Source organism: Verrucomicrobiota bacterium, from assembly GCA_016871495.1.
Lineage (GTDB): Bacteria > Verrucomicrobiota > Verrucomicrobiia > Limisphaerales > VHDF01 > VHDF01.
On record VHDF01000006.1, the window covers coordinates 19788 to 42498 of the forward strand.

General features: G+C 61.1%; 18 protein-coding genes and 1 tRNA gene. 13 read left to right on the top strand and 6 right to left on the bottom strand.

Annotation, left to right across the window (positions count from 1 at the left end; all coding sequences use genetic code 11):
- Position 1: 1 nt before the first annotated feature.
- Together FJ404_02510 and FJ404_02515 are read right to left on the bottom strand one after the other, a co-directional pair.
- Complete coding sequence (locus FJ404_02510; GenBank protein MBM3821758.1) at positions 2-964, bottom strand: ketose-bisphosphate aldolase; 963 nt, start codon at positions 962-964, stop codon at positions 2-4.
- Between the two features lie 245 nt (positions 965-1209).
- Positions 1210-1286: transfer RNA gene (locus FJ404_02515), tRNA-Asp, on the bottom strand.
- Between the two features lie 142 nt (positions 1287-1428).
- On the opposite strand from FJ404_02515, the gene FJ404_02520 reads away from it, so the two are divergent.
- Positions 1429-3216 carry a M2 family metallopeptidase gene (locus FJ404_02520; protein MBM3821759.1) on the top strand — a complete coding sequence of 596 codons (1788 nt, stop codon included), beginning with the start codon at positions 1429-1431 and terminating at the stop codon, positions 3214-3216.
- A gap of 1 nt (position 3217) precedes the next feature.
- On the opposite strand, the gene folK is transcribed toward FJ404_02520, so the two are convergent.
- Complete coding sequence (gene folK, locus FJ404_02525; protein ID MBM3821760.1) at positions 3218-3793, bottom strand: 2-amino-4-hydroxy-6-hydroxymethyldihydropteridine diphosphokinase; 576 nt, start codon at positions 3791-3793, stop codon at positions 3218-3220.
- 303 nt (positions 3794-4096) lie between these two features.
- Here folK and FJ404_02530 point away from each other — a divergent pair, with 303 nt between their 5' ends.
- The 4 genes from FJ404_02530 (at position 4097) to typA (ending at position 9626) form a co-directional block, all read left to right on the top strand.
- Complete coding sequence (locus tag FJ404_02530) at positions 4097-4276, top strand: CPXCG motif-containing cysteine-rich protein (protein MBM3821761.1); 180 nt, start codon at positions 4097-4099, stop codon at positions 4274-4276.
- Positions 4277-4346: 70 nt separating this feature from the next.
- Entirely contained in the window at positions 4347-5882 is a 1536-nt protein-coding gene (purH, locus tag FJ404_02535) for a bifunctional phosphoribosylaminoimidazolecarboxamide formyltransferase/IMP cyclohydrolase (GenBank protein ID MBM3821762.1), read from the top strand.
- The gene (recQ, locus tag FJ404_02540; GenBank protein ID MBM3821763.1) at positions 5879-7735 is read left to right on the top strand and encodes a DNA helicase RecQ; all 1857 of its coding nucleotides are present in this window, start codon (positions 5879-5881) and stop codon (positions 7733-7735) included. Before purH ends, recQ begins: the two co-directional genes overlap by 4 nt.
- Positions 7736-7787: 52 nt before the next feature.
- The gene (typA, locus tag FJ404_02545; protein MBM3821764.1) at positions 7788-9626 is read left to right on the top strand and encodes a translational GTPase TypA; all 1839 of its coding nucleotides are present in this window, start codon (positions 7788-7790) and stop codon (positions 9624-9626) included.
- Here the strand turns inward: typA and FJ404_02550 are convergent.
- On the bottom strand, positions 9607-10113 hold the full coding sequence (locus FJ404_02550; GenBank protein ID MBM3821765.1) for a winged helix-turn-helix transcriptional regulator: 507 nt from the start codon (positions 10111-10113) through the stop codon (positions 9607-9609). The two genes, typA and FJ404_02550, sit on opposite strands and share 20 nt — an antisense overlap.
- Before the next feature lie 198 nt (positions 10114-10311).
- Between FJ404_02550 and FJ404_02555 the strand changes: the two genes are divergently transcribed.
- The 8 genes from FJ404_02555 to FJ404_02590 all read left to right on the top strand — a co-directional run bounded on the left by FJ404_02555 (position 10312) and on the right by FJ404_02590 (position 20607).
- Positions 10312-12666 carry a hypothetical protein gene (locus FJ404_02555; protein MBM3821766.1) on the top strand — a complete coding sequence of 785 codons (2355 nt, stop codon included), beginning with the start codon at positions 10312-10314 and terminating at the stop codon, positions 12664-12666.
- Positions 12667-12697: 31 nt separating this feature from the next.
- Complete coding sequence (locus FJ404_02560) at positions 12698-14293, top strand: pyrrolo-quinoline quinone (protein MBM3821767.1); 1596 nt, start codon at positions 12698-12700, stop codon at positions 14291-14293.
- 79 nt (positions 14294-14372) lie between these two features.
- Positions 14373-15446 (top strand): hypothetical protein, encoded by a 1074-nt coding sequence (locus FJ404_02565; protein MBM3821768.1) that lies wholly within the window; start codon positions 14373-14375, stop codon positions 15444-15446.
- Between the two features lie 3 nt (positions 15447-15449).
- The gene (locus FJ404_02570; GenBank protein ID MBM3821769.1) at positions 15450-15851 is read left to right on the top strand and encodes a hypothetical protein; all 402 of its coding nucleotides are present in this window, start codon (positions 15450-15452) and stop codon (positions 15849-15851) included.
- 21 nt (positions 15852-15872) lie between these two features.
- Entirely contained in the window at positions 15873-17351 is a 1479-nt protein-coding gene (locus tag FJ404_02575; protein MBM3821770.1) for an aldehyde dehydrogenase family protein, read from the top strand.
- A 48-nt stretch (positions 17352-17399) separates the two neighbouring features.
- The gene (locus FJ404_02580; GenBank protein MBM3821771.1) at positions 17400-18581 is read left to right on the top strand and encodes an iron-containing alcohol dehydrogenase; all 1182 of its coding nucleotides are present in this window, start codon (positions 17400-17402) and stop codon (positions 18579-18581) included.
- 15 nt (positions 18582-18596) lie between these two features.
- Positions 18597-19451 carry a hypothetical protein gene (locus FJ404_02585; GenBank protein ID MBM3821772.1) on the top strand — a complete coding sequence of 285 codons (855 nt, stop codon included), beginning with the start codon at positions 18597-18599 and terminating at the stop codon, positions 19449-19451.
- 43 nt (positions 19452-19494) lie between these two features.
- Entirely contained in the window at positions 19495-20607 is a 1113-nt protein-coding gene (locus FJ404_02590; protein MBM3821773.1) for a hypothetical protein, read from the top strand.
- 57 nt (positions 20608-20664) lie between these two features.
- Here FJ404_02590 and FJ404_02595 read toward each other — a convergent pair whose 3' ends face one another.
- The gene (locus tag FJ404_02595) at positions 20665-21879 is read right to left on the bottom strand and encodes a molybdopterin molybdotransferase MoeA (GenBank protein MBM3821774.1); all 1215 of its coding nucleotides are present in this window, start codon (positions 21877-21879) and stop codon (positions 20665-20667) included.
- On the bottom strand, positions 21876-22703 hold the full coding sequence (locus tag FJ404_02600) for a hypothetical protein (GenBank protein ID MBM3821775.1): 828 nt from the start codon (positions 22701-22703) through the stop codon (positions 21876-21878). Before FJ404_02600 ends, FJ404_02595 begins: the two co-directional genes overlap by 4 nt.
- Positions 22704-22711: the final 8 nt, after the last annotated feature.

A 22711-nucleotide genomic window follows, 5' to 3' on the forward strand; every position in this document is an offset into this window, starting at 1 on the left:
TTCAGAAGGCTTCGCCGGCGCAGCAGAGCACGTTGCGGACCTTGTGCTTGACCAAGGCCTTCACGCGATCGCGGGCGGGCCCGAGGATGTTGCGCGGATCGAATTCCTTCGGCTTTTCCACCAAAATCTTGCGGATGGCGGCCGTCATGGCGAGGCGAAGGTCGGTATCGATGTTGACTTTCGTGCAACCGACGCGCCGGGCTACTTCGATGTCGGCTTCGGGAACGCCCGCCGTATTTGTGCCCAGAGCGCCGCCATACTTGTTGATGTCCGCCACCAAGTCTTTCGGCACGCTGGAAGCTCCGTGCAACACCAGCGGATAATCCCCCAACCCGGCATCGCTCAGGGCTTTCTTGATGGCCTTGAGCCGGTCCAGGTCCAAACGCTGGTCGCCCTCGAACTTGTAGGCGCCGTGGGAGTTTCCGATGGCCACCGCCAGGGAATCCACCCCCGTTTGCCGGACGAAATCCACGGCTTCGTCGGGGTGGGTATAAGCGCCTCCTTTCGAGTAGCCCCCGCCCTCCTCGCCGTCGTCGTGCTGCGCCCCGACGAGCATGCCGAGCTCACCCTCGACCACGCAGTTCTTGGCATGCGCGTATTCCACGACCTGCTTGCAGATCTTCACGTTCTGGTCGAAGGGCAGGTGACTGCCATCAATCATCACGCTGGTGAATCCTTCGTCGATGCATTCCTTGCACAGTTCGAAAGAATCGCCGTGGTCCAAGTGGACCGCGATGGGAATATTGGAGAGGCTGACGGCGGCTTCGATCAACTTCTTGAGATAGACCGGGTGCGCGTACTTGCGCGCGCCGCGGGAGATTTGCAGCATGACGGGCGCTTTTTCCTCTTCGCACGCCTCAACGATGGCCTGCAAGAGTTCCATGTTGTTGACGTTAAAGGCCCCCAGGGCGTACTTGCCCTTCAAGGCCTTGGCGAACAGGTCTTTGGTGTGAGTCAGTGGCATAATTCAGGTTCCGGTTGCAAACGAATCATCTCCGTTCCGCTCTGGACGCACCCCTTCCGTAAAACGGTTGGAGCGCGCCAGGTCGAGCCGAAGGTTCAGCCGAAGGTTCAGCCGACCGCCTGGCAAGGCAATCGGGAACTTGATTCTAGGGAGCCTCGAAGCGGATGGAAGCGAAAAAAAGTGAGCCGAATTTTTGACTCACGCCTTGAGCATCCAAAACGCCCAGCCCAGCGCAGGGAAAAGAATGGCGGGAGTGGCGGGGCTCGAACCCGTAACCTCTGCCGTGACAGGGCAGCGCTCTAACCAATTGAGCTACACCCCCGCAAGGGGAGCGAAACGTTGAAGAACACAATGGCTGCCGTCAACGCCGAAAAACCGAAAATTCAAAACCAGCGCTCGCATCCGCGATCAGGGACCGCGGCTTGCGGCTTGGCGCGCATCACGTTCCCCAGCATAGTAACCCCATGCATCGAAGCGTGATCTTTCTCGCCGCCGGGTTTTTTGCGGTCGTTTCAACCCGGGCCGACAATCCCTGGCGCGAACGGGCGGACCGTTTTCTCAACTGGGTCAACGTCGGTTACCAGGCCCTCTACCACATCGAAAGCGAGGCGCAGTGGAAAGCCTTGACGGACGTCAAAAAAGAGCACGACGCGGCGGCCGAAGTGGCCGGCAAAGCGCGCGCCGCCTTCAACGGCAGCCCCGCCGTCATTGAGGAATCCAAAGCCTTGCTGGCCCATGCATCGGAGTTGACGGACTTGCAGCGGCGCCAATTGCGCCGCGTTCTGCTCAACGCCGCCGAAGGCCCCATGACCCAGCCCGCCCTGGTCAAAGAACGGATCGCGACCGAAACCACCCAAGCCTCCACGCTCAACGGTTTTCAGTTCAAACTCGACGGCACCAACGTCATCGCGAACGACCTGGACCGCATCCTGCAGACCTCAGCCCGGCTTGAGGAACGTCGAAAGGCCTGGGAAGCCTCCAAGGCGACCGGCCCGGCTCTCAAACCGGGGTTGGTCAAGCTCCAGCGTTTACGGAATGGCGTCGCGAAAGAGATGGGTTACGCCGATTACTTCGCGCTCCAGGTGGCGAGTTACGGCATGGAACCGCACGAAATGCTGTCCATGCAACGCGCGTTCATGGACGAATTGCGCCCGCTCTACCGGCAGCTCCACACCTGGACCAAACACGAGCTGGCGAAAAAATTCGGACAACCCGTCCCCAAGCTGATCCCGGCCCACTGGATCAACAATCGCTGGGCGCAGGAATGGAGCGGGTTGGCGGCGGCGGCTCAATGGGACCGCTATTTCACCAATCGTTCCCCCGACAGCATCACCAAGACGGCGGAAGCCTTTTACACCGGCATGGGTTTCCCGCGGCTTCCGGACACATTTTGGATGCGGTCCGATCTCTTTCCGGTCAAGCCCACGGAAGACCGGAGAAAGAATTCGCACGCCTCATGCTGGCACATCGATTTGAACCAGGACATCCGGTCCTTGATGAGCGTCGAAGCGAATCCGTGGTGGTTCTACACGGCGCATCACGAATTGGGACACGCGTATTATTTCATGGCCTACACCCGTCGGGAGGTGCCGCCCCTGTTGCGGATCGGGGCGAATCCGGCGTTTCACGAGGGCATCGGAGAACTGATTTCGCTCGCAGCCAGCCAGACGCCATACTTGCGGAAAACGGGCATTTTGCCGGAGGACTTCAAAGGGGATGAGACCGGCGAGTTGCTCGAGACAGCGTTGTCGCACAGCATTCCTTTCATCTTCTGGGCCAGCGGCACGATGACCCATTGGGAAGCGGATCTTTACGCCCATTCGCTTCCGCCCGAGAAGTGGAACGAACGCTGGTGGCAGTATGTGAGGGAATTTCAGGGGGTGGAACCGCCGGGTGGAGCCGGTCCGCGAGGAGAAGCATTCTGCGACGCCGCCACCAAAACGCATGTCAACGACAATCCGGCCTATTACTACAGCTACGCCATCGCCACCGTATTGAAGTTTCAATTCCACGACCACATCGCGCGGAAAATTCTCCGGCAGCCGCCCCAGCGCTGCAATTACGCCGGGAGCCGGGAAACGGGCCAGTTCCTACGCCAAATGCTCGAAGCGGGAGGCACCCGCGATTGGAGGGAACTGTTGAGGGAAACCACCGGAGAAGACCTCAGCACACGGGCGATGCGCGAATATTTCGCGCCGCTCATGACCTGGCTCGAGAAACAAAATGCTGGACGCGAGATCGGATGGGATTGAGCTAGCCCGCATTCCGTGAACCCGTTTGTGATCGTTTTCCATTCCAGTCGAGTGTGAATGATGCGGGCTCGAGAAGCCTTGCCTCCGGCCCGGGCGGCAGTCGATCCAGCAGCACGGAAACGGTCTCGGACCAACCTGGGAGCTTCCACTGCGGACCGAGTTCGGCCAGCGGCAGCAGCACGAACCGGCGAATCGAAGCTCTGGGGTGGGGCAAGGTCAGACGCGGACCTTCCCGCACTTCCTCGCGAAAGCCAAGGAGGTCGAGATCCAGAGGCCGGGCTTCGTTCTGGAGCTGTTTGGGAAGACGACCGGCCCGGCGTTCCAAGGATTGAAGGAAATCGAGCAGGGACTCCGGGGTTTCCGAGGGCAGCGGTTCGAAATGAGCGACGGCGTTGAGGAAGTCCGGCGAACCGGGCGGGCAATCCACCGGAGGCGTTCTCCAAAACGAGGACGCTTCGACGGGACCCACGGATCGCTCGCGCAGCCCGTCAAGCGCCTGGTGAAGGATGGAGGCTGAATCACCGAGGTTCGAGCCAAGCGCGACCAGGGCACCGCCGGGGGATGATGAATCTTTCATCCTTCTTCTCCATCCCAACTCGCCGTGTCATCCGAAGTCCGCGGTGACTGAGTTTTCGTCGTCGCGCAGACCGCCCTGCCTGCCTTGGCGCGGGTTGCCCGACCTGCGAGGTGGCGATGGAAACGTGGCGCGGGGGGAGCAAGAAGCGGCCTCGGAGGCCGCCCACGGCGCCGACGGGAAGGCGGCGAAACCGCAGGCTCGGCAGCCGGCGCGACTCCGCCGCCGACCTCGAGGGCCATCGCACCAGGCGACGTTGCGCTCTGGGCGCTCGACGCGGGAGGCGAAGTTGGACTATATTCCAGCATGAATTCCGAGGCCGAGGTGCAATGCCCCTACTGTGGACACGGGTTCCCCTTTTTTGTCGAGTCTCTGGATGAAGACTACGACACGGTCGTGGACTGCGAGAACTGCTGCCGCCCGATGCGTGTCGCGGTGCATTGCGAGGACGGCGAGGTCGTGAGCATCGAGGCGGGGGGCGGCTGACCTGGATCGAGTTTTGTCGATTGACGGTTGCGTGCCGGGTCTCGAAGGTTGCGCCCCTCATATGGCACGCATTCAACGCGCTCTGCTGTCGGTTTCCGACAAAACGGGATTGGTTCCCTTCGCCCGGACGCTGGCGGAAAAGGGGATCGAGCTGCTCTCGACGGGGGGCACCGCCAAGGCCCTGCGGGAAGCCGGATTGAAGGTCATCGACGTCGGGGAATACACGGGATTTCCCGAGATGCTCGACGGGCGGGTCAAGACTTTGCATCCCAAGGTGCATGGAGGGCTGCTTCACATCCGCGGGAACGCGGAGCACGAAAGCGCGGTGGCCGCACACGGCATTCCGCCGATCGATCTGGTCGTGGTGAATCTGTATCCCTTCGAGCAAACCGTGGCCAAGCCCGGGGTGACGGCGCAGGAGGCCATCGAGAATATCGACATCGGCGGCCCCTCGATGCTGCGCAGTGCGGCCAAGAATCATGAGAGCGTGACCGTGGTGACAGACCCCTCCGATTACGCCGAGGTCGAGCGTCAGATTCGAGAACAGGGTGAGACCACGCTGGATTGGCGGCGCAAACTTGCGGTCAAGGTCTTTGCCCGGACGGCGGCCTACGACGCGGCGATCGCCACTCATTTGGAGCGTGTGCTGCTGGCGTCCGCCAACGCGGCGCCCTCGTTTCTCGCGGTGCACGCGCCCCTCGCCCAGGCTCTTCGTTACGGGGAGAACCCGCACCAGTCCGCCGCGCTCTACGGACCGTTCCAGACCCGCTTCCGCCAGTGCCACGGCAAGGAACTGTCCTACAACAACATTCTCGACCTGACCGCCGCCGCCAGTTTGATCGCCGAGTTTGCGGGCGGCACGCCAACGCTCGCGATCCTGAAACACACCAACCCCTGCGGCGTGGGCCGCGGAAGCTCCCTGAGAGAAGCGTGGGGTCGAGCGTTCGCGACGGACCGCCAGGCGCCTTTTGGAGGCATCATCGCGGTCAATCGCCCGCTGGATCTTGCCTGCGCCGAAGCCATCGCGGAGATCTTCAGCGAGGTGATCGTGGCCCCTGATTTCGAGCCGGCGGCGCTCGAGTTGTTGCGCAAGAAGAAGAACCTCCGTTTGATCCAAACGCTGGCGGCGGAAGCTTCCCATTGGGAAGTGCGCGGAGTGGGGTGCGGTTGCTTTCTCGCGCAGGAACGCGACGGGCGATCGTTTCAACGCGCGACCGCCCGAGTGTTGACCTCCCGATCGCCCACGGAGTCGGAATGGGCCGCGATGGAGTTCGGCTGGCGCGTGGTCAAACATGTCAAATCCAACGCCATTGTCTACGCGGGAGCCGAGGCGACGCTGGGCATCGGCGCGGGCCAGATGAGCCGGGTGGATTCCAGCCGCATTGCGGTGTGGAAGGCCAAGGAAGCGGGGTTGTCGTTGCAAGGCAGTGTGGTATGCAGCGACGCCTTCTTCCCCTTCCCCGACGGCTTGATCGCGGCCGCGGAGGCAGGAGCGACGGCGGCCATTCAACCCGGCGGATCGGTGCGTGATGCGGAAGTGATTGAGGCCGCGAACGCGCGAGGACTCGCGATGGTTTTCACGGGCGACCGCCATTTTCGGCATTGAACACGGATCTCCTCCCCCTGCTGAAGCGTTACTTCGGGTACTCCACGTTTCGCCCGAAGCAGGAGGAGATTATTCGACTCGTCCTCGCCCAGAGGGACGTCGTCGCCATTTTGCCAACCGGTGGCGGCAAATCCCTGTGCTTCCAGCTTCCAGCGTTGGCGAGGTCCGGTTTGACCGTCGTGATTTCGCCCCTGATCGCCTTGATGAAGGATCAGGTGGACGGATTGCTGGCCGCGGGAGTTCCAGCGGCGCTCTTGAACTCGGCGCTGAGCTCGGAGGAGGCGCGTCCGATGCTGCGGGGTTTGCACCAGGGGCAATTTCGTCTGCTCTACGTTTCGCCGGAGCGCGCGGCCGCGCCCGGATTCGCCGATCAACTCGCGCGCTGGGGCGCGAACGTCATCGCGGTGGACGAGGCGCACTGCATCAGCGAATGGGGGCATGATTTTCGCCCGGAGTACCGGCAGATTGCGGCTTTGCGCGAGGCCATCCCCGGGGCGTCGATGATGGCGCTGACGGCCACCGCGACCGAGCGGGTGAGGGAAGACGTCATCCGCCAGCTGGGGTTGAGGGATCCCGGAGTATTCGTCGCCAGTTTCAACCGCCCCAATCTGACCTACAAAGTCCTGCCGAAGGCCCGTTCCTTCGAGCGAATGCTGGCCTATCTGCGGGCGAGGCCGCGCGAAGGCGGCATCGTGTATTGCCAGGCGCGGCGGACCGCCGAGCAGGTTGCAGCCAAGCTGAGCGCCGCAGGCGTGCGGGCGGCGCCCTATCACGCGGGACTGGACGCGGCCACGAGGGCGGCGAATCAGGAACAATTTCTGCGCGACGAGATTCGGGTCGTGTGCGCCACCATCGCGTTCGGCATGGGCATCAACAAACCCAACGTGCGCTTCGTCATCCACTTCGATTTGCCGAAAAACATCGAGGGCTACTACCAGGAAACGGGGCGCGCGGGACGGGACGGGTTGCCGGGCGAGTGCGTTCTGTTCTTTAGCGCAGGAGACCGGGTCAAGCACGCGCGATTCATCGACGAAAAACCGGATCCCCGCGAACGGGAGATCGCGCGCACCCAGCTCGAGCAGATGGTGCATTACGCGGAGTCTTCGGCCTGCCGCCGGGTTTCGCTGCTCGGATACTTCGGCGAAACCGCCGGACCGGAGAATTGCGGCGCCTGCGACAATTGCCTGACGCCGAAAACGACCTGGGACGGGACGTTGTCCGCGCAGAAGTTCATGTCCTGTGTCTACCGGATTCACGAGCACAGCGGATTTGGCGCGGGCATTCTGCACCTGTGCGACGTGCTTTGCGGTGCCGCGACCGAGAAGATCCGCAAATTCGGGCACCACCGGCTTTCCACCCATGGCATCGGCAAGGAGCACGGCCGCTCGGAATGGGCGGCCATTGGCCGCGAGCTGGTGCGGCTCGGCCTGCTCCGCCAGAACGCGGAGAAATTCAACGCGGTGGAATTGACGCCGGCGGGCTTGGCCGCGCTGAAGAGCCGGGCTCGAGTGACCTTGACGCGCGTGGAAGCGGCGCCGGAAAGGGCGGCGCGGGAAAAGAAGAATGCGCGCGGCGATTGGGACTGCGACGAGATCCTCTTCGAGGCCTTGCGCGGAGTGCGTCGGAGGCTGGCGGAGGAGCGGGGCGTGCCCGCCTACATCGTCTTTGGCGACGTTTCGCTTCGCTCCATGGCCCGGGAATACCCGCTGACCGGGGAGGAGTTCGGCCAGATTCATGGCGTGGGGGAACGCAAGCAAGCCGAGTTCGCCGGACCCTTCTTGCAATGCATTCGCGATCATCTCACCCGCTACCCGCGCGGGAAATTCGCGAAGCACGATTTTCTTCGAGGTTGACCTTTTTCCGCGAGACGCAAGACTGCGCAGCCCGCGATTCCAGCGGGTGAACATCATGCAGCATATTCGCAACATCGCCATTATTGCCCACGTTGACCATGGCAAGACCACTCTGGTGGATTGCCTGTTGAAACAATCGGGCACGTTTCGTTCGAACCAAGCCATTGCGTCCGAAGAGCGCATCATGGATTCCATGGATCTGGAGCGCGAGAAGGGCATCACCATTCGCGCCAAGAACGCGGCGTTCAAATACAAGAATTTCCACATCAACATCGTCGATACGCCGGGCCACGCGGATTTCGGAGGCGAGGTCGAACGGGTCATGAACATGATCGACGGGGTGCTGCTGGTGGTGGATGCCGCGGAGGGCCCCCAGGCGCAGACGCGGTTCGTGCTGCGCAAAGCCCTTGAGGCGGGCGCGAAGCCGATCGTGGTCATCAACAAGATCGACCGTGAAAACGCGAACCCCAAGCGGGTCCTCGACCAGGTGTTCGAGCTGTTCATGCAACTGCACGCTACTGACGAGCAGCTCGACTTTCCGTTCGTCTACGCCAGCGCCAAGGAAGGGTTTGCCAAGCGGGAACTCGACCATGTCACGGGGACGATGGAGCCGCTGTTCGACGCGATTGTGAACCACGTGCCCCCGCCGCGCGCCATGGCGGGCGAAGGTTTTCAGGTGCTGGTGGCCAATCTCGATTACAGTGATTACCTGGGTCGGATCGCCTTCGGAAAAGTGTATTCGGGGAAACTGGTCAAGGGCCAGGCGTCGTGTTGCATTCACCGCAACGGCTCCATCAGCAAGGGCAAGATCACCTGCCTCTATCATTTCGAGGGGCTGAAACGCATCGAGGTGCAGGAGGCCCACGCCGGAGACATCATCGGAGTGACCGGCTTCGAGGACGTCTTCATTGGAGAATCCATCGTGGACGTGGAAACGCGCCCGGCTCTGCCGTCCAAGCCGATCGATCCGCCGACCATCCAAATGGAATTTGCCGTCAACGACGGACCGCTGGCGGGCCAGGACGGCAAGCTCGTGACGGCGCGGCATATCTGGGACCGGCTGATGAAGGAAATCCGCACCAACGTCTCGCTCAAGATCCGCCAGACCGAGGATCCCAAGATTTTCGAGGTCAACGGACGGGGCGAAATGCAGATCGCCATCCTGGTCGAGCAGATGCGCCGGGAAGGCTACGAGGTGCTCGTGTCGCGCCCCGAGGTGCTTTGGAAGAAAAACGCCGCCGGCGAGTTGTTTGAACCCATCGAGAAGCTTTTCCTGGAGATTCCCCAGGAAAACATGGGAGTGATTCTTGAGAACCTCGCGTTTCGCAAGGCGGAAATCACCGGGATGATTCATCACGGGGATCAAGTGACCATCGAGGCCATGATTCCCATGCGAGGTTTGATCGGATTCGAAACCGACTTGGTCAACACGACGCGCGGCCTGGGCGTGATGAGTCATTTGTTCCACGAATACGGTCCCGACCGCGGGGAAATTCCCGCGCGCAAGAACGGCTCCCTGGTGAGCATGGAGGATGGCGAGGCCACGGCTTACGCGCTCAACATGACCCAGGAGCGGGGACGCCTGATGGTTGAACCGGGGGAGAAGATCTACCGGGGCATGATCGTGGGCGAGAACGCGCGCGAGAACGACATTCCGGTGAATCCCTGCAAGACGAAGCATCTGACGAACATGCGTTCGCAAGGGGACGGCAAAGGCATTCAACTGGCGCCCCCGCTCAAGCTCAGCCTGGAAAGGGCGCTGGAATACATCGGTTCGGACGAATACGTGGAAGCGACGCCGCGCAATCTGCGTCTGCGCAAGAAAATCCTCGATGAGACCGCCCGCAAACGGGCGATGCAGAACCGCTCCATCAAGCTGGTGGAGGAGTAGATCGGAACGAGGATTCCCGGGGGGCTTCCTCGGCCGCTTTGCGGCAGGCGTCCGCGATGATGGCGAGGTGGGTGAGAAACGTTTCGCGGGCGGATTCGGGCAGGGCTTCGAGCACCTCGGTCTGAAGGGCGATGGCGGCGGCGCGGGCGATTTGGTAAGTTTTTTGTCCGGCGGGCAGGAGTTTGATGCGATAGGCGCGCCGGTCGAGTTCATGGGGGCGGCGCTGAACCCAGCCGGCCCGTTCCATCCGTTCAAGCAGGGAAGCGACGGTGTTGGGGTCGCTCGACATGAGGTCGGCCAATTGCCGCTGGGGGATGCCGGCGGAGTCGCTTTCCTTGAGCACCCGGAGGGCGGTGAACTGGTCGGGGGTCAGGGAAAGACGGGCGATTCGGCGCCGAAAAGCCTGGTTCAGCCCGTACCAGGCGCGTCGGAGCGTGGGCGGCAAGCGCCGTCGTTCCGGAGAATCGATCGGGATCGGCGAGGCCATCGGCTTATTCGGGCAAGAACTGGGCTAGAAAGGCTTCAAACGCAACCGAGAAATGGAATTAATACGTATAGGTACTATTTCATTTGCAAAGGGGCGGCATCTGGAGAATAATTATCTTGGTCTTGGAAGCAAAACTGTCGCGGGTGTCCTTTCCCGGATGCTCGCGCTTCCAGGGCCTCTCTTTTATCCCGAGACAATATGAAAACGACGCGCGATGGTGCCCAGGCGATGTGGCGCGGGGCGGCGGTGGCGGTGGCGATAGGCTCGCTCACTTCAGCAGCCCAGGCGGAAGTGCAAGGCTGGCTGGCCTGGCGGGGGCCATTTCAAAACGGCACCTCGGCGGAAACGGGGCTGCCGGATAAAGTCGATCCAGCCAAACCGCTCTGGACCGCGCCGTTTCCAGGGCAATCGACCCCGGTCATTGCCAATGGAAGGCTGTTCATCATGGGCTATTTGGGGGAAGGGGCGGATTTGCAGGAGGGGGTGGCCTGCTTCGACGCCGAGAAAGGAACCCGGCTCTGGGAGCGCCGTTACAACGATTTTCTCAGCGACACCATCTACCTGCGCTATTCCACTTCCAGTCCGACCGTGGATCCAGAGACCGGGAACGTTTACATGCAAGGTACCCAGGGCCTGCTGGGGGCTTTTACGGCGGACGGCCAGCCGATCTGGATGCATTCCATGATGGAAAAAAACGGGCGGTTGACTTTTCCCAACAGCCGCACGGCGTCGCCCCTCGTGGACCGGGATCTGGTCATCACCCGGGGCATCACCGCCAACTGGGGTGCCCAGGGCGCGGCCGGAGACCGGTTTTACGCGTTCGACAAAAAGACCGGCGATTTGGTCTGGGCCTCGAGCCCCGGCGATCGTCCAAGGGACAATAGTTTTGCCCAGGGTTACCTCACCTGGTTGAAGGGCAAGCGCGTGCTGATTTCCGCCGCCGGAGACGGCAGTGTCGTGTGCTTGAACGCGCGTACAGGCGATGCGTTGTGGCGCGTCCCCCTCGCCAAAGCGGGCATCAACGCCACTGCGGTGGTGCACAACAACGACAAGGTCATCGTGATTTACGGGACGCCGTATGAACCCGGCCAAATGGTGGCCATGCGCATTCCGGACGAGTTGCCCAAAACCCCGGCTGATGGACCGCTCGTCCTGGAACGTTCTCAGGTCGAATTATGGAGCATCGATGTTTCCACCTCGACAAGTTCCCCCATCTTGGTCGGAGACCGCATTTACGTGGTGGCCGAGAAAGGCGATCTCTGCGCGATCGATGTCAACACCGGGAAGCAATATTGGAAGTTGAAACTGGGCATCGAACAACGCAACGCCTCGCCGGTGTTCGCCGATGGCAAACTTTACGTGCCGATCCTGGACGATCCCGGAGCCAAGTCCGCGAGCGACACCAGTGAAGTCGGTTCGAAAGGAGGCTTTTACATCATACGACCCGGAGAAAACGAAGGCAAAATCCTGAGCCATGTCCAGGTGGATGGCAGATGTTTCGGAACCGCGACGTTGTACAACGGGAAGATTTACCTGCAAACGACGGAGAAGATCTATTGCTGGGGCAAGCCCGGCCCGAATCCGGGCCTTGCAAAGCCCGTTGCCGAAGCATGGCCGTCGCCAGGTCAGGCCGCTCAGCTTCAGTTCGTGCCCGCCGAAGTCGTCTTGCATCCTGGCGAGACCGCGTCGTTCCGGGCGCGCAAACTCGACGGGCATGGTTTCTTTGTGGAGGACGTGAAGACCCCGGCCTCCTTGCAGTGGGCGAGTTACATTCCGCCGACCGCGCGGGTGCGGGCAACCATGAAGGGCAAGTTCAACGCCGAAGGCCGGCTGGTGGCGGATTCGGATCCGGTGGCTTCAGCAGGGGCTTACGAGGCCAGACTGGGCGAATTGAAAGGATACATTCGAGGCCGGGTGCTGCCGGGGTTCCCCTTGAAGCAGGATTTCGAATCCTTTCAGCTTTCCGAGACGACCACCAACGCGTTCGAACCGCCCACCCCGTTTGCCTATCCGCCGCTGCCCTGGATTGGGGCGCGGTTCAAGTTTGAGGTGCGGGAGAAAGACGGGGCCAAGGTGCTGGCCAAGACCATCGACAACAAATTCTTCCAGCGCGCCACGGTGTTCATCGGCGAGCCGGACATGAAGAATTACACCATTCAGGCCGACGTCATGAGCGAGGGAAACCGGAGGAAGATGTCCGAGGTGGGATTGATCAACCAGCGTTACTTGATTGTGATGAAAGGCAACGAGCAGAAAATCGAGGTCAATTCCAATCAAGAGCGGCTTCGCGTCCCCGCGGCGGAGGAGCCTTCGAACTTCAAGTGGTCGCCCAACGTGTGGTACACGCTCAAATCGCGTGTCGACGTGAGCCCGGACGGTTCGGGAGTGGTCCGCGCCAAGGCCTGGAAACGGGGAGATCCCGAGCCGGAGGCTTGGTCGATCGAAGTCCCGCACCAGACCGCACACCGGACCGGATCCCCCGGGCTTTTTGGATTTTCGCCGCAGGAAATGAGAGTGTTCATTGACAATGTGGTGGTGACCTCTAATCCTTGACCCTGGCGATTGCATGCGAAGGCCTTCACTTATGAAATTACACCGTTCACTCTTGGGCGCCGCCGCGCTGTCCGCCGGGATTTCCACCGCATCCGCCGCCGTGCTGGCCGATTGGCCGCAATGGGGCGGACACGACCCTGGCCGCAACATGTATTCTCCCGCCAAGGGGCTTCCGGAGCGATTCGAACCCGGCAAGTTCAAGCGCGGCACCGAGGAGATCGACCTGTCCACGACGAAGAATGTCAAACTCGTGATGAAGCTGGGCTCGCAGAGCTATGGCAACGTCACCGTGGCCGACGGAAAGATCTTCGTGGGCACCAACAACGATTCTCCACGCGATCCCAAGCATCAAGGCGACCGGAGCGTGCTGATGGTCTTTGAAGAAAAGACCGGCGCTTTCCTCTGGCAGTTGATCGTTCCCAAGCTCGCTTCGGGCAAAGTGAACGATTGGGAAAATCTCGGCTTGCTCTCTTCTCCCACCGTGGAGGGCAACCGGCTTTACGTCGTCACCTCGCGCTGCGAAGTCTTGTGCCTCGACCTGAACGGGCTGGCGGACGGCAACGAGGGGCCCTTTCAGGACGAAGCCCAATATGTGGCAGGGCCGGGCAAACCGAAGATCGAGGTCGGCCCCAAGGATGGCGACATTCTTTGGAAATACGACATGATGGACGAGCTCGGAGTGTTCCCGCACAACGCCTCCAATTGCTCCATCTCCATCGTCGGCGACATGCTTTACGTTTGCACTTCCAACGGACAGGACTGGACGCACTCGAACATCCCCTCGCCGCAGTCTCCGAGTTTGATCGCCCTCAACAAGAAGACCGGACAGCTCGTGGGCGAGGACGACGCCAAGATTGGTCCAAGGATTTATCATGGCCAATGGAGTTCGCCTTCCACCGGGGTCGTCAACGGAAAGCCGCTGGTGTTTTTTGGAGGGGGCGACGGATTCCTCTACGCGTTCGATTCGAAACCCGTCAAAGACGGGGAGTACGACATTTTGAAAAGGGTCTTTTGGGTCGATTGCAATCCGCCGGAATACAAAATGAAGGATGGGAAGCCGATTCGTTATCCGGCGGCCGATGGTCCGAGCGAAATCAACTCGACTCCTGTTTTTTACAAGAACCGGGTTTATGTCGCGACGGGACAGGATCCGGAGCACGGCGAGGGCGAGGGCCGCTTGCTGTGCGTCGATGCCACGAAGACGGGCCATCTGACGAAAACAGGCGTGCTTTGGGATTATCGGGGCATCAAGCGGAGCATTTCCACGGTTTCCATCGATCCCGAAACCGGTTTGCTCTTCGTCGGCGATTTCAGCGGTTTCGTGCATTGCCTGGACGCGGAGACCGGTAAACTCCATTGGATTCACGACATGAAGGCGCACATGTGGGGTTCGACGCTGGTCGCCGACGGCAAGGTGTATGTCGGCGACGAGGACGGAGATTTCGTCGTCATGGCGGCGTCCAAAGACAAGAAGATCTTGAGCGAATCCAACCTCAACGCGCCTGTTTACTCGACCCCCATCGTGGCGAATGGCGTCATTTACGTGCAATCCAACACCCATTTGTTCGGATTCCATGACGCGTCCCGCCGTCCCGATCAACCGGCCAAGGCCGACGCCAAGAACTAGCACTCCTTCAAGGCGCCGCTCCAACGCGCCGGTCCCTTGTTGTTGAATCCTCCAACCAACCTTTTCTGACCTTTAATCTATGGCCGTCGATTCCTCCGCGATCCAGAAAGCCCGCGAACAGCTGAACCAGCACCTGCGCGAGATCATTCAGTGGCACTTTTCACCCGAAACCGGATGTCCCTTCTGGCTGGATTGGGCCCGGAAGAATTTCGATCCGCGCCCGGTCGTCCAGACGGTGGACGACGTCATGAAGTTTCCGCACTTCCAGGACGAGTGGTTGAGGGATCTGCAGCCCGAAGTCTGGGTGCCGGCGGCATTTCAGGGCAAACCGTTTAATATTTTCGAAACCGGCGGCACCACAGGCATGCCGAAACAGCGCATCGGGTGGAATGATTACAAAGTCGATTACGAGGAATTCAGCGGCAAGGTCAGCGACGCTCACTTCCCGCGGGGCGAGGCCTGGCTGATGGTGGGGCCAACCGGTCCCCGCCGTTTGCGGCTCGCCATCGAGCATCTCGCGAATTTTCGCGGCAGTCCTTGCTACTTCATCGACTTGGACCCCCGCTTTGTCAAAAAGGTGCTGGCGGACAAGAAATTCGAGGTCGCGCGGTCTTACATGGATCATGTGGTCGATCAAGGCGTCACGATTTTGAAACACCGCAAAGTCGCCGGACTCTTCACCACTCCCAAGCTCCTCGAGGCCATGGCGGAAAAGGTGAATCTCTACGAATCGGGCATCCGCGGGGTGTTTTGCGGCGGCACGACGATGGCTCCGCAATACGTGCGCTATATCGTCGAGGAGGTTCTCGAAGGCAAAATCGGGTTTTATCCGACTTACGGCAATACCCTCATGGGGCTGGCGGCCAGCGTGCCGCTGCGTCCTGAAGACAAGTTTTCCATCACGTACTACGCGCCGCAGCCACGAGCCATTTTGAGAGTGGTGGATCCGGCGAACACGTCCCAAACGCGAGGTTACGGAGAATGGGGACGCGTGGAACTGACCACGTTGACGCGCGAGTTTTTCATGCCGCGCTTCCTGGAGCGCGACGAAGCCATTCGGCGCGAACCACGCGAGCCCTACGCCTGGGACGGGGTGGCCGAGGTGCGTCCCTTCGGCGCGATGGAGAAGCAGATCGTTGAAGGAGTGTATTGAGCCGTGAAGGAGGGGCCTGCCATGGCCGTCGCGGTCACCACCGCCGCCGATCCACACGCGCAAGCAGGTGCTCCGCCGGGCCCTCCGGTTCACCCCGCCGCGGCCGCGCTGCTCCTCGCGGTCGACAATCTTTGGAACCTCGCGGACTGGACGGTGCTCAGCTGGTTCCTCACCATTCCGGCGAGTTTCTTAACGGTGTCGATTCCCACGCTGGTCATTCAGCGCAAGCTTCGCGGACAGCGCTGGGGAACCGCGCTGTTTTTCGCGGTGTTGCTAGGTGCCGTCGCGGCCGTGCCCACGTCCGTAACCGGGACTCCGGTGGGCATGGCCTTGCTGGCTTGGACAGGCATCAGCCGGTGGCTGGGCTGGAGAGGGCATCCACCTGCCGCTTCCCGCAGCCCATGATTTTCCAAGACCCTTATGAGCATGACTGAATTACCCCATTTGCCAGTACTGCGATTCGGCAGAGACTACGAGAGTCTGGAACAGCACCCGGTGCTGGACCATCGAAGCGGGACGGCGAAAGCGATGGTGTCGAGCGTCAACGCGGGCATCGTTCGAAAAGATCTGCAAAGGATTCAAGCCGGGCGCGCCGCGTTGCAACGTTTCACCACGGCGCAGCTCCTCGACCTTTGCAAGAAAGCCGGGGAACTCTTCTTGAACGGCGCCCTGCCGCTCGGCACGCGCGGACACGTGCAAAGCGCCGACGACTACGTGCGAACTCTCAGCTCCACAAGCGGGCTGCCGCACGCCATGGTGCGCCGCAACATGGTCAAGATCCATGACGCGCTCACGCGCATGGGACAGATTCTGAACGGCCTGACCCGTGGATTGGATCTGAGCATTCTCGACCGCGGCATGGGTGAGCAGTTTGGCACGCGGTTGAGCTTTTTTCCGACCTCGAAAGCGCTCGGCCTGGTCATGCCGAGCAATTCGCCGGCCGTCAATTCGTTGTGGTTGTCGGCCATCCCCCTCAAAACGCCGGTGGTGCTCAAGCCGGGAAGAGAAGAACCGTGGACCCCGTTCCGGCTGATCCAGGCGTTCGTGCAAGCCGGTTGTCCGGCGGAAGCCTTTGGATTCTATCCGACCGACCATGAGGGCGCCGGGGAGATTCTGCGATCGTGCGGGAGGGCCTTGATTTTCGGGGATAAATCCACGACTGCGCAGTACGCGGGCAATCAGGCCATTCAAATTCACGGCCCGGGCTGGAGCAAAATCTTAATCGGCGAGGATCAAATCGATCGATGGCCGGAGTTCATCGATGTCATGGTGTCATCCATTTCCGACAACGGGGGCCGCAGCTGCATCAACGCGTCAGCGGTTGTGGTGCCTCGTCACGGGCGGGCCATTGCCGAGGAACTGGGCAAGAGGTTGGGCGCTTTCGCTCCAACCGCGCCCGAGGATCCCCAAGCCAGGCTCTCCGGTTTTGCGAATCCCAAGATGGCCGATTTCATTGATCAGCAGATTGAGGAGGGGTTGAAGACGCCGGGCGCGGTCGAAACCACGGCGCCGTACCGGCAAGGCCCGCGGAAAACGATGTTCGAAGGCGGGGTCTATATGCGTCCGAGCATCGTCTTTTGCGAGAATTTCGAGCATCCCCTGGCCAATCGGGAATTCCTGTTCCCGTATGCAAGCGTCGTGGAGGTGCCGCCACGGCAGATGCTGGAAAAGATCGGCTACTCCCTCGCGGTGACGGCCATCACTCGCGATCCCGCGTTCGCGGCGAAATTGTTGCAATTCCGCGAGATCGAGCGCCTCAATTTCGGCCCGGTTTCGACGATGTCGATTTCCTGGGACCAGCCGCATGAAGGCAACATGTTCGAGTTTCTCTACCGTCGAAGGTCGATCGAGAGAGCTTGGGAAATGCCCGAATTGAACACGGATGCGTCGGGCGCCGTCCGATAGGAGCGGCTTTTCCGCCGCGATCGCTGTTCGGCACATGTCATGACTATGATGATCCCGGGTTTCCCCTTGCCTGTCGGCGGGTTCGATTACGCCCCTCGAACCAGGCTCCTTTTCGGTCGAGGACTGCTGAGCCGGGTGGGCGACTTGGCAAAGGAACTCGGAGGCCGGCGCGTCTTGGTCGTGACCGATCCAGGCCTAGTCCGAGCCGGACACGCCGACCGCGTCATCGATGCGATGAGCCAATCCGGTTTGGCGGTGTCTTGTTACGATCAGGTCCGCGAGAACCCGACGACGGCGGACGTGGCCCGGTGTCTCGAGTCCGCCAAAGCGCATGGGGCGGATCTTTTCGTCGGGCTCGGAGGAGGCAGCTCCATGGACACTGCGAAAGGATGCAATTTCATCCTGACCAATGGCGGAGAAATGAGGGATTACTGGGGTGTGGGCAAGGCCAAGCTGCCCATGCTGCCCTTGATCGCGGTGCCCACGACCTCCGGCACAGGCAGTGAATGCCAAAGCGCGGCACTCATTGCCGATGAGAAAAGCCACCAAAAAATGGCCTGCCTCGATCCCAAAGCAGCCGCGCGAGTGGCTTTGCTGGATCCGGAATTGACGCTGTCCTTGCCGCAGCGGGTGACGTCGGTGACGGGCATCGACGCCATCGCGCACGCGCTCGAGACATGGGTGACCACGAAACGCAATCCCATCTCCTCGTTGTATTCCGAAGCCGCAGCCAAGCTGCTCTTCAGCGCATTCCCGCGAGTCTTGTCCGCCCCGGGCGACGTGGAGGCACGGGGTGACATGCTGCTCGGGGCCGCGTTCGCGGGGACAGCCATCGAAAATTCCATGCTCGGATGCGCGCACTCGGCCGCCAATCCACTGACGGCGCATCACGATGTGGTGCATGGACAGGCGGTAGGGATGCTGTTGCCCTGGGTGATCCGTTTCAACGGAGGATGGGCGGAGGTCGCCGACCGGTACCGGGGATTGGCTGTGGCGTTGAAGGGATCGGACGATTTTGAAAGCAGCACGCAGGCCACAGAATGGCTGGCGTCGACCGTGGAGTCATTGATGGTTCGAGCCGAACTGCCGTTGAAATTGAGCGCCTGTGGCGTGGCCAGGACGGACGTGCCGGCGCTGGCCGCCGAAGCCAAACGCCAATGGACGGCGCAGTTCAATCCGAGACCGGTTGAGGAGCCTGAATTCGCGGAATTATATCGGCACATTGCCTGAGGGAGGGGAGGGCGCTTGAGTTCCTTTCGAGTCGTGCCTTTGCCGTCAGGGGTCTGGAGCATTCAGGACCAGGATTCAGGCGAGACCTTTCATCCCGTGATCGGCCCGGCGGCGGAGGCGGAGGCCTTGTACGTCAGACAGCTTCGACTGGAGCAGCGGTTTCAAGAGGAAGGCGAGTTGACGTTGTGGGACGTTGGATTGGGCGGGGCCGCCAACCCCATTGCGGTACTCAGGGCTTTGAGCAACAAACGCGGACGGGTGCGGATCCTGAGTTTCGATCGGACGGACGAACCGTTAAAATGTGCTTTGGAACATGCGGAACCGCTGGTCTATCCCCGGGGTTGGGAGGCGGTTCTGAAGGCATTGTTTGAGGATCGGAGAGCGCGCGTTCGGAGACAAGGCTTGGAAATCGACTGGACATTCGAGCAGGTGGATTTTTCGAGTGCGATTCACCGCGTGATGGCGGAAGCGTGGGACAAACCTGGCGCGATCCTCTTCGACGCGTTCAGTCCCGCCCGGAACCCGGAGATGTGGACGCTGCCGTTGTTCAACAGGATGCGGGAACTGGTGGGGAAGACTCCTTGCGCCATGCCCACGTATTCACGGAGCACCATGCTGCGGGCAACTTGGCTTTGCGCGGGATTTTGGGTGGGACGGGGATGCGCGACGGGCGAGAAGGAGGAAACCACGGTGGCGGCCACGTCACCGGCACTCCTGGACGAACTCCTGGACCGTTCGTGGCTGGAACGCTGCCGCCGGTCCACGAGCGCGGAGCCAATGGTGGAGCCGGTCTATCGTCAGCGACCTTTGAGCGCGGAGTCGATGAACAGGCTCGCTTCCCACCCCCAATTTCTTGAACAGAATATTTGACCGGCGGTCCAAACAAGCGTTGGATTCATTTCTTACTCGGCCCATGAAACCACGCTTCACCGGATCTCATCAACCCCTGGCCTCGGGATGGGTAGGGGGATTGGCGTTGATGCTCGCGGGTTCGGTGTGGGGCGCGGACCAGATCGAGTACTCGAAGAAGCCCGCCAAGTTGGATCTGCCGCCGCAAGGGGGCGCCATGGGAACCTCCCGCCCGTTCGATTTCCTCAAGCCCTCGAGTCCTGCGGGGGGTTTCGTCGAGCCACTTCCGAATCCGCTGATGAACAAACCGAATATGTCGAAGAAACTCTTCGAGTATTTGGACCAGAAAAAGAACTGGATGTTTGTGAATCCGAAGGAGGCGGCGGGCAAAACCTCGCTTCAGGAAATGTTCAAGGTGCAGGAGGAATCGCTCTCATGGGATGGTGCGAAGCCCAAGAAAAGCGTGGAGAAGTTTCTGGAAGGCGATGACAAGGACAAGTCTGAAGGAACCAACAACGTCAGCAACACCAGCACCAACGAAACCACCCTCACGGAAGACAAACCCAAGACGGGGGAAGGCGAAACGGAAAGGCGTGTGAACGCAACCGCCAAAGGCGACGCCCCCCAGAATGAATCCCCTTCCAGCAATCCTCGCAAAGACTCCCCATCGAATGTGGGGAGATTAGGGGAAGTCTCCGGAGGATTGAACCCTGGGCCCACCGGTCGGGCTGAGTTCGGGTTGGGTGGTTTTGGCGGCAACAATCCGGTTTTGTCGAAGAATCCCGAGAATGCGTTGTCGATGCGCCAGCAGCAGCAACTGCGGGATGATCGCACGTCGCGGATGTTGCAGTCCCCATTGGGCGCCCTTTCCGGCGGGGATCCCATCAACGTTCGTGGTGATTCGACTTCGGTTCCCGCCAATCCGACCTTGCCGATTCCCAGCGTTGGGGTTGCAGCAAGACCGCCACTGCCAAGACCCGCTTCGCTTTCGGGAATCGAGTCGGGCAGCGGCAGCTTGCCCACCGGCAGCCTCCCCGCCCGCGCTTCGGCCCTGGAGGAACTCACTTCGAGAACCTTCAACGTTTCCAGTCCCAACAGCCCAAGCTTCACACCGGCTTCCGCCACAACCTTCCAACCGAGACCGCCCGTGTTGGAGTTCCCCAAGCGACGGTTCTGATTCCTTCCGGCACCTCGGCTCAGCCCTCGCTTGCCCCTGAGCTCGCTTCCAGCTCCATCACGCGTCCCAGTGGAAAACCTCGACCGTGGTTCCAGCGGCGATTTGGCCATCCGGGGGGACATCCACCAAACCTGAGGAGAACGCGAGAGACGACATCATGTGGGAAGCCTGGGGTCCGCTCGGCACCACCGATCCATCCTCCTCCATCCGCACCCGCACGAAATGACGGCGAGGGCCTGGGTTCAGTATCGTTTCCGCAAGGCTTCCCCGCGATCGAGGCAAATTCAGATCCCGGGCGCCTTGCCACCTCAGAAGCGCAGGCCGGACCAGGAGGACAAACGTGACGAGCGCCGAGACAGGATTGCCCGGCAAGCCGAAAACCGGTCTATCCCGGAGTCGCGAGAACACAAACGGCTTGCCCGGCTTCACGGCGATTTTCCACAGATCAATGACTCCGCCCGCCTTCTTCAGAGCCGGCTTGATCCAGTCGTGGTCGCCCACCGAGGCACCGCCAGTGGTAATCACTAAGTCGCACGTGGAAACAGCCTCTTCGAGTGCCTTGATGGTCGATTCCTCGGAGTCAGCCACGATCGGAAAACACCGCGCGACAGCACCGGCCTTTCCGGCCAGGGATTTGAGCAGCGTCCGATTCGACTCGTAGATCTTCCCAGGTTCAGCCGGAGCACCCGGTTCGAGCAACTCGTCCCCCGTGGCGATCAAACCCACTACAGGTCGCCGTCCCACGACGATCTCAGCCAGACCGAGTGCCTGCGCCATGGCCACCCGACCCGGAGAAAGTCTTTGCCCGGCGCGCCAAAGCAGCGTTCCCGTGCGGACATCCTCACCCTTCAATCGAACATTCTCCCAAGGCTTTACGGGGTCCATGATTTCCACCATGTCCCCATCCTCACGCGTATCCTCCTGCATCACCACGGCATTGGCGCCGGGCGGAAGGGCAGACCCCGTGAAGACCCGGGCGCAACATCCACTCCCGACCCGGGACGCAGGCAAGACCCCGCCGGCGGGAAAGCGTCCGGTCAAACGAAGCTTGAGGGGCTCTTTCGGGTTCGCACCCGCCGTGTCCTGGGCGACGACCGCATAACCATCCATGGATGAATTATCAAAGGGAGGTAAATCGGAGGGAGCGGCGGCATCGACCAGCGCGATTCTTCCGGAGGCTTCCTGGAGCGAAATGGTTTCCCGGGCGGGAGAAGGGAGAGCGGCAAGGATCCGCTCGCGGGCCTCCTCCAAGGGCATCAAGGAAGGGTTCACGCCGGCTTGGGGGAGTGGAGCAGCGCGGCCAGACGCGACAACCCGTCGAGCATGGCGCGTTTGTCGGTCCTCAGCTCATGAACCACGGCGCGTTGATCGCGGGATCCACCGTGCATCTCCCGAATGCGCTCGGAGAAGAAAGGCTTGGGCACCGAGCGTTGCACGAGCTCGGTTTCCACGCCGCGCACTAATTCGGGAATCAACCCCGAAAGTTCGGGTCCATGGGCAGGGAGATATTGTTCCACGAGACGCAACAGCAGCTCGAAATCGGCAACCCGATAAGATTCCGCAAGGAGTGATTTCGACAGCGCGTCGAGCAGCATGGTGGCGCGAGGAGCAGGGCGCCACACGGGACGACGCGCGATCGCATGCAGCCGGGAGCGATCCTCCGCGGGAACCCAATGCCGGATGCACGCCGCCACAGGCTGCTCCACAGGCTGATTGAGATGCAATCGCCGCACGTAACGATCCAAGGTTACCTCGCGAAGTTGAACCTCGAACTCCCCTCCCGAGGAGACGACAAAATGGGATCGGGTGGGACGACGGGCCAATCCAAGAATCAACGCGTCCACGTCGGAATCGGTCAAGGGCGCGTTTTCGACAAATCTCGAATACCGCGACTGTTCCTGAAGGCCGGGTGTAAAAGCCGGAGAAAGAATCAGATCCACCTGGTAATCCTCCAAGTCCGGAAAGTCGTTCTTGAAAAAAGCAACAATGTGATCCGCCTCCACTTCATGGTGGGATCCAAGATGAACGGCCACTTGGGTGGGAAGCGTACGGGGGGACGCGAGATCCGCATGGATCGCATCCTGGAGGTCGGTCATACGCGGGA

Excerpts from the sequence above, each read along its gene's own strand:
- FJ404_02510 (MBM3821758.1), bottom strand. The coding sequence starts at position 964 with ATGCCACTGACTCACACCAAAGACCTGTTCGCCAAGGCCTTGAAGGGC.
- FJ404_02520 (MBM3821759.1), top strand. The coding sequence starts at position 1,429 with ATGCATCGAAGCGTGATCTTTCTCGCCGCCGGGTTTTTTGCGGTCGTT.
- folK (MBM3821760.1), bottom strand. The coding sequence starts at position 3,793 with ATGAAAGATTCATCATCCCCCGGCGGTGCCCTGGTCGCGCTTGGCTCG.
- FJ404_02530 (MBM3821761.1), top strand. The coding sequence starts at position 4,097 with ATGAATTCCGAGGCCGAGGTGCAATGCCCCTACTGTGGACACGGGTTC.
- FJ404_02550 (MBM3821765.1), bottom strand. The coding sequence starts at position 10,113 with ATGGCCTCGCCGATCCCGATCGATTCTCCGGAACGACGGCGCTTGCCG.
- FJ404_02555 (MBM3821766.1), top strand. The coding sequence starts at position 10,312 with ATGAAAACGACGCGCGATGGTGCCCAGGCGATGTGGCGCGGGGCGGCG.
- FJ404_02560 (MBM3821767.1), top strand. The coding sequence starts at position 12,698 with ATGAAATTACACCGTTCACTCTTGGGCGCCGCCGCGCTGTCCGCCGGG.
- FJ404_02565 (MBM3821768.1), top strand. The coding sequence starts at position 14,373 with ATGGCCGTCGATTCCTCCGCGATCCAGAAAGCCCGCGAACAGCTGAAC.
- FJ404_02575 (MBM3821770.1), top strand. The coding sequence starts at position 15,873 with ATGACTGAATTACCCCATTTGCCAGTACTGCGATTCGGCAGAGACTAC.
- FJ404_02580 (MBM3821771.1), top strand. The coding sequence starts at position 17,400 with ATGATCCCGGGTTTCCCCTTGCCTGTCGGCGGGTTCGATTACGCCCCT.
- FJ404_02590 (MBM3821773.1), top strand. The coding sequence starts at position 19,495 with ATGAAACCACGCTTCACCGGATCTCATCAACCCCTGGCCTCGGGATGG.
- FJ404_02600 (MBM3821775.1), bottom strand. The coding sequence starts at position 22,703 with ATGACCGACCTCCAGGATGCGATCCATGCGGATCTCGCGTCCCCCCGT.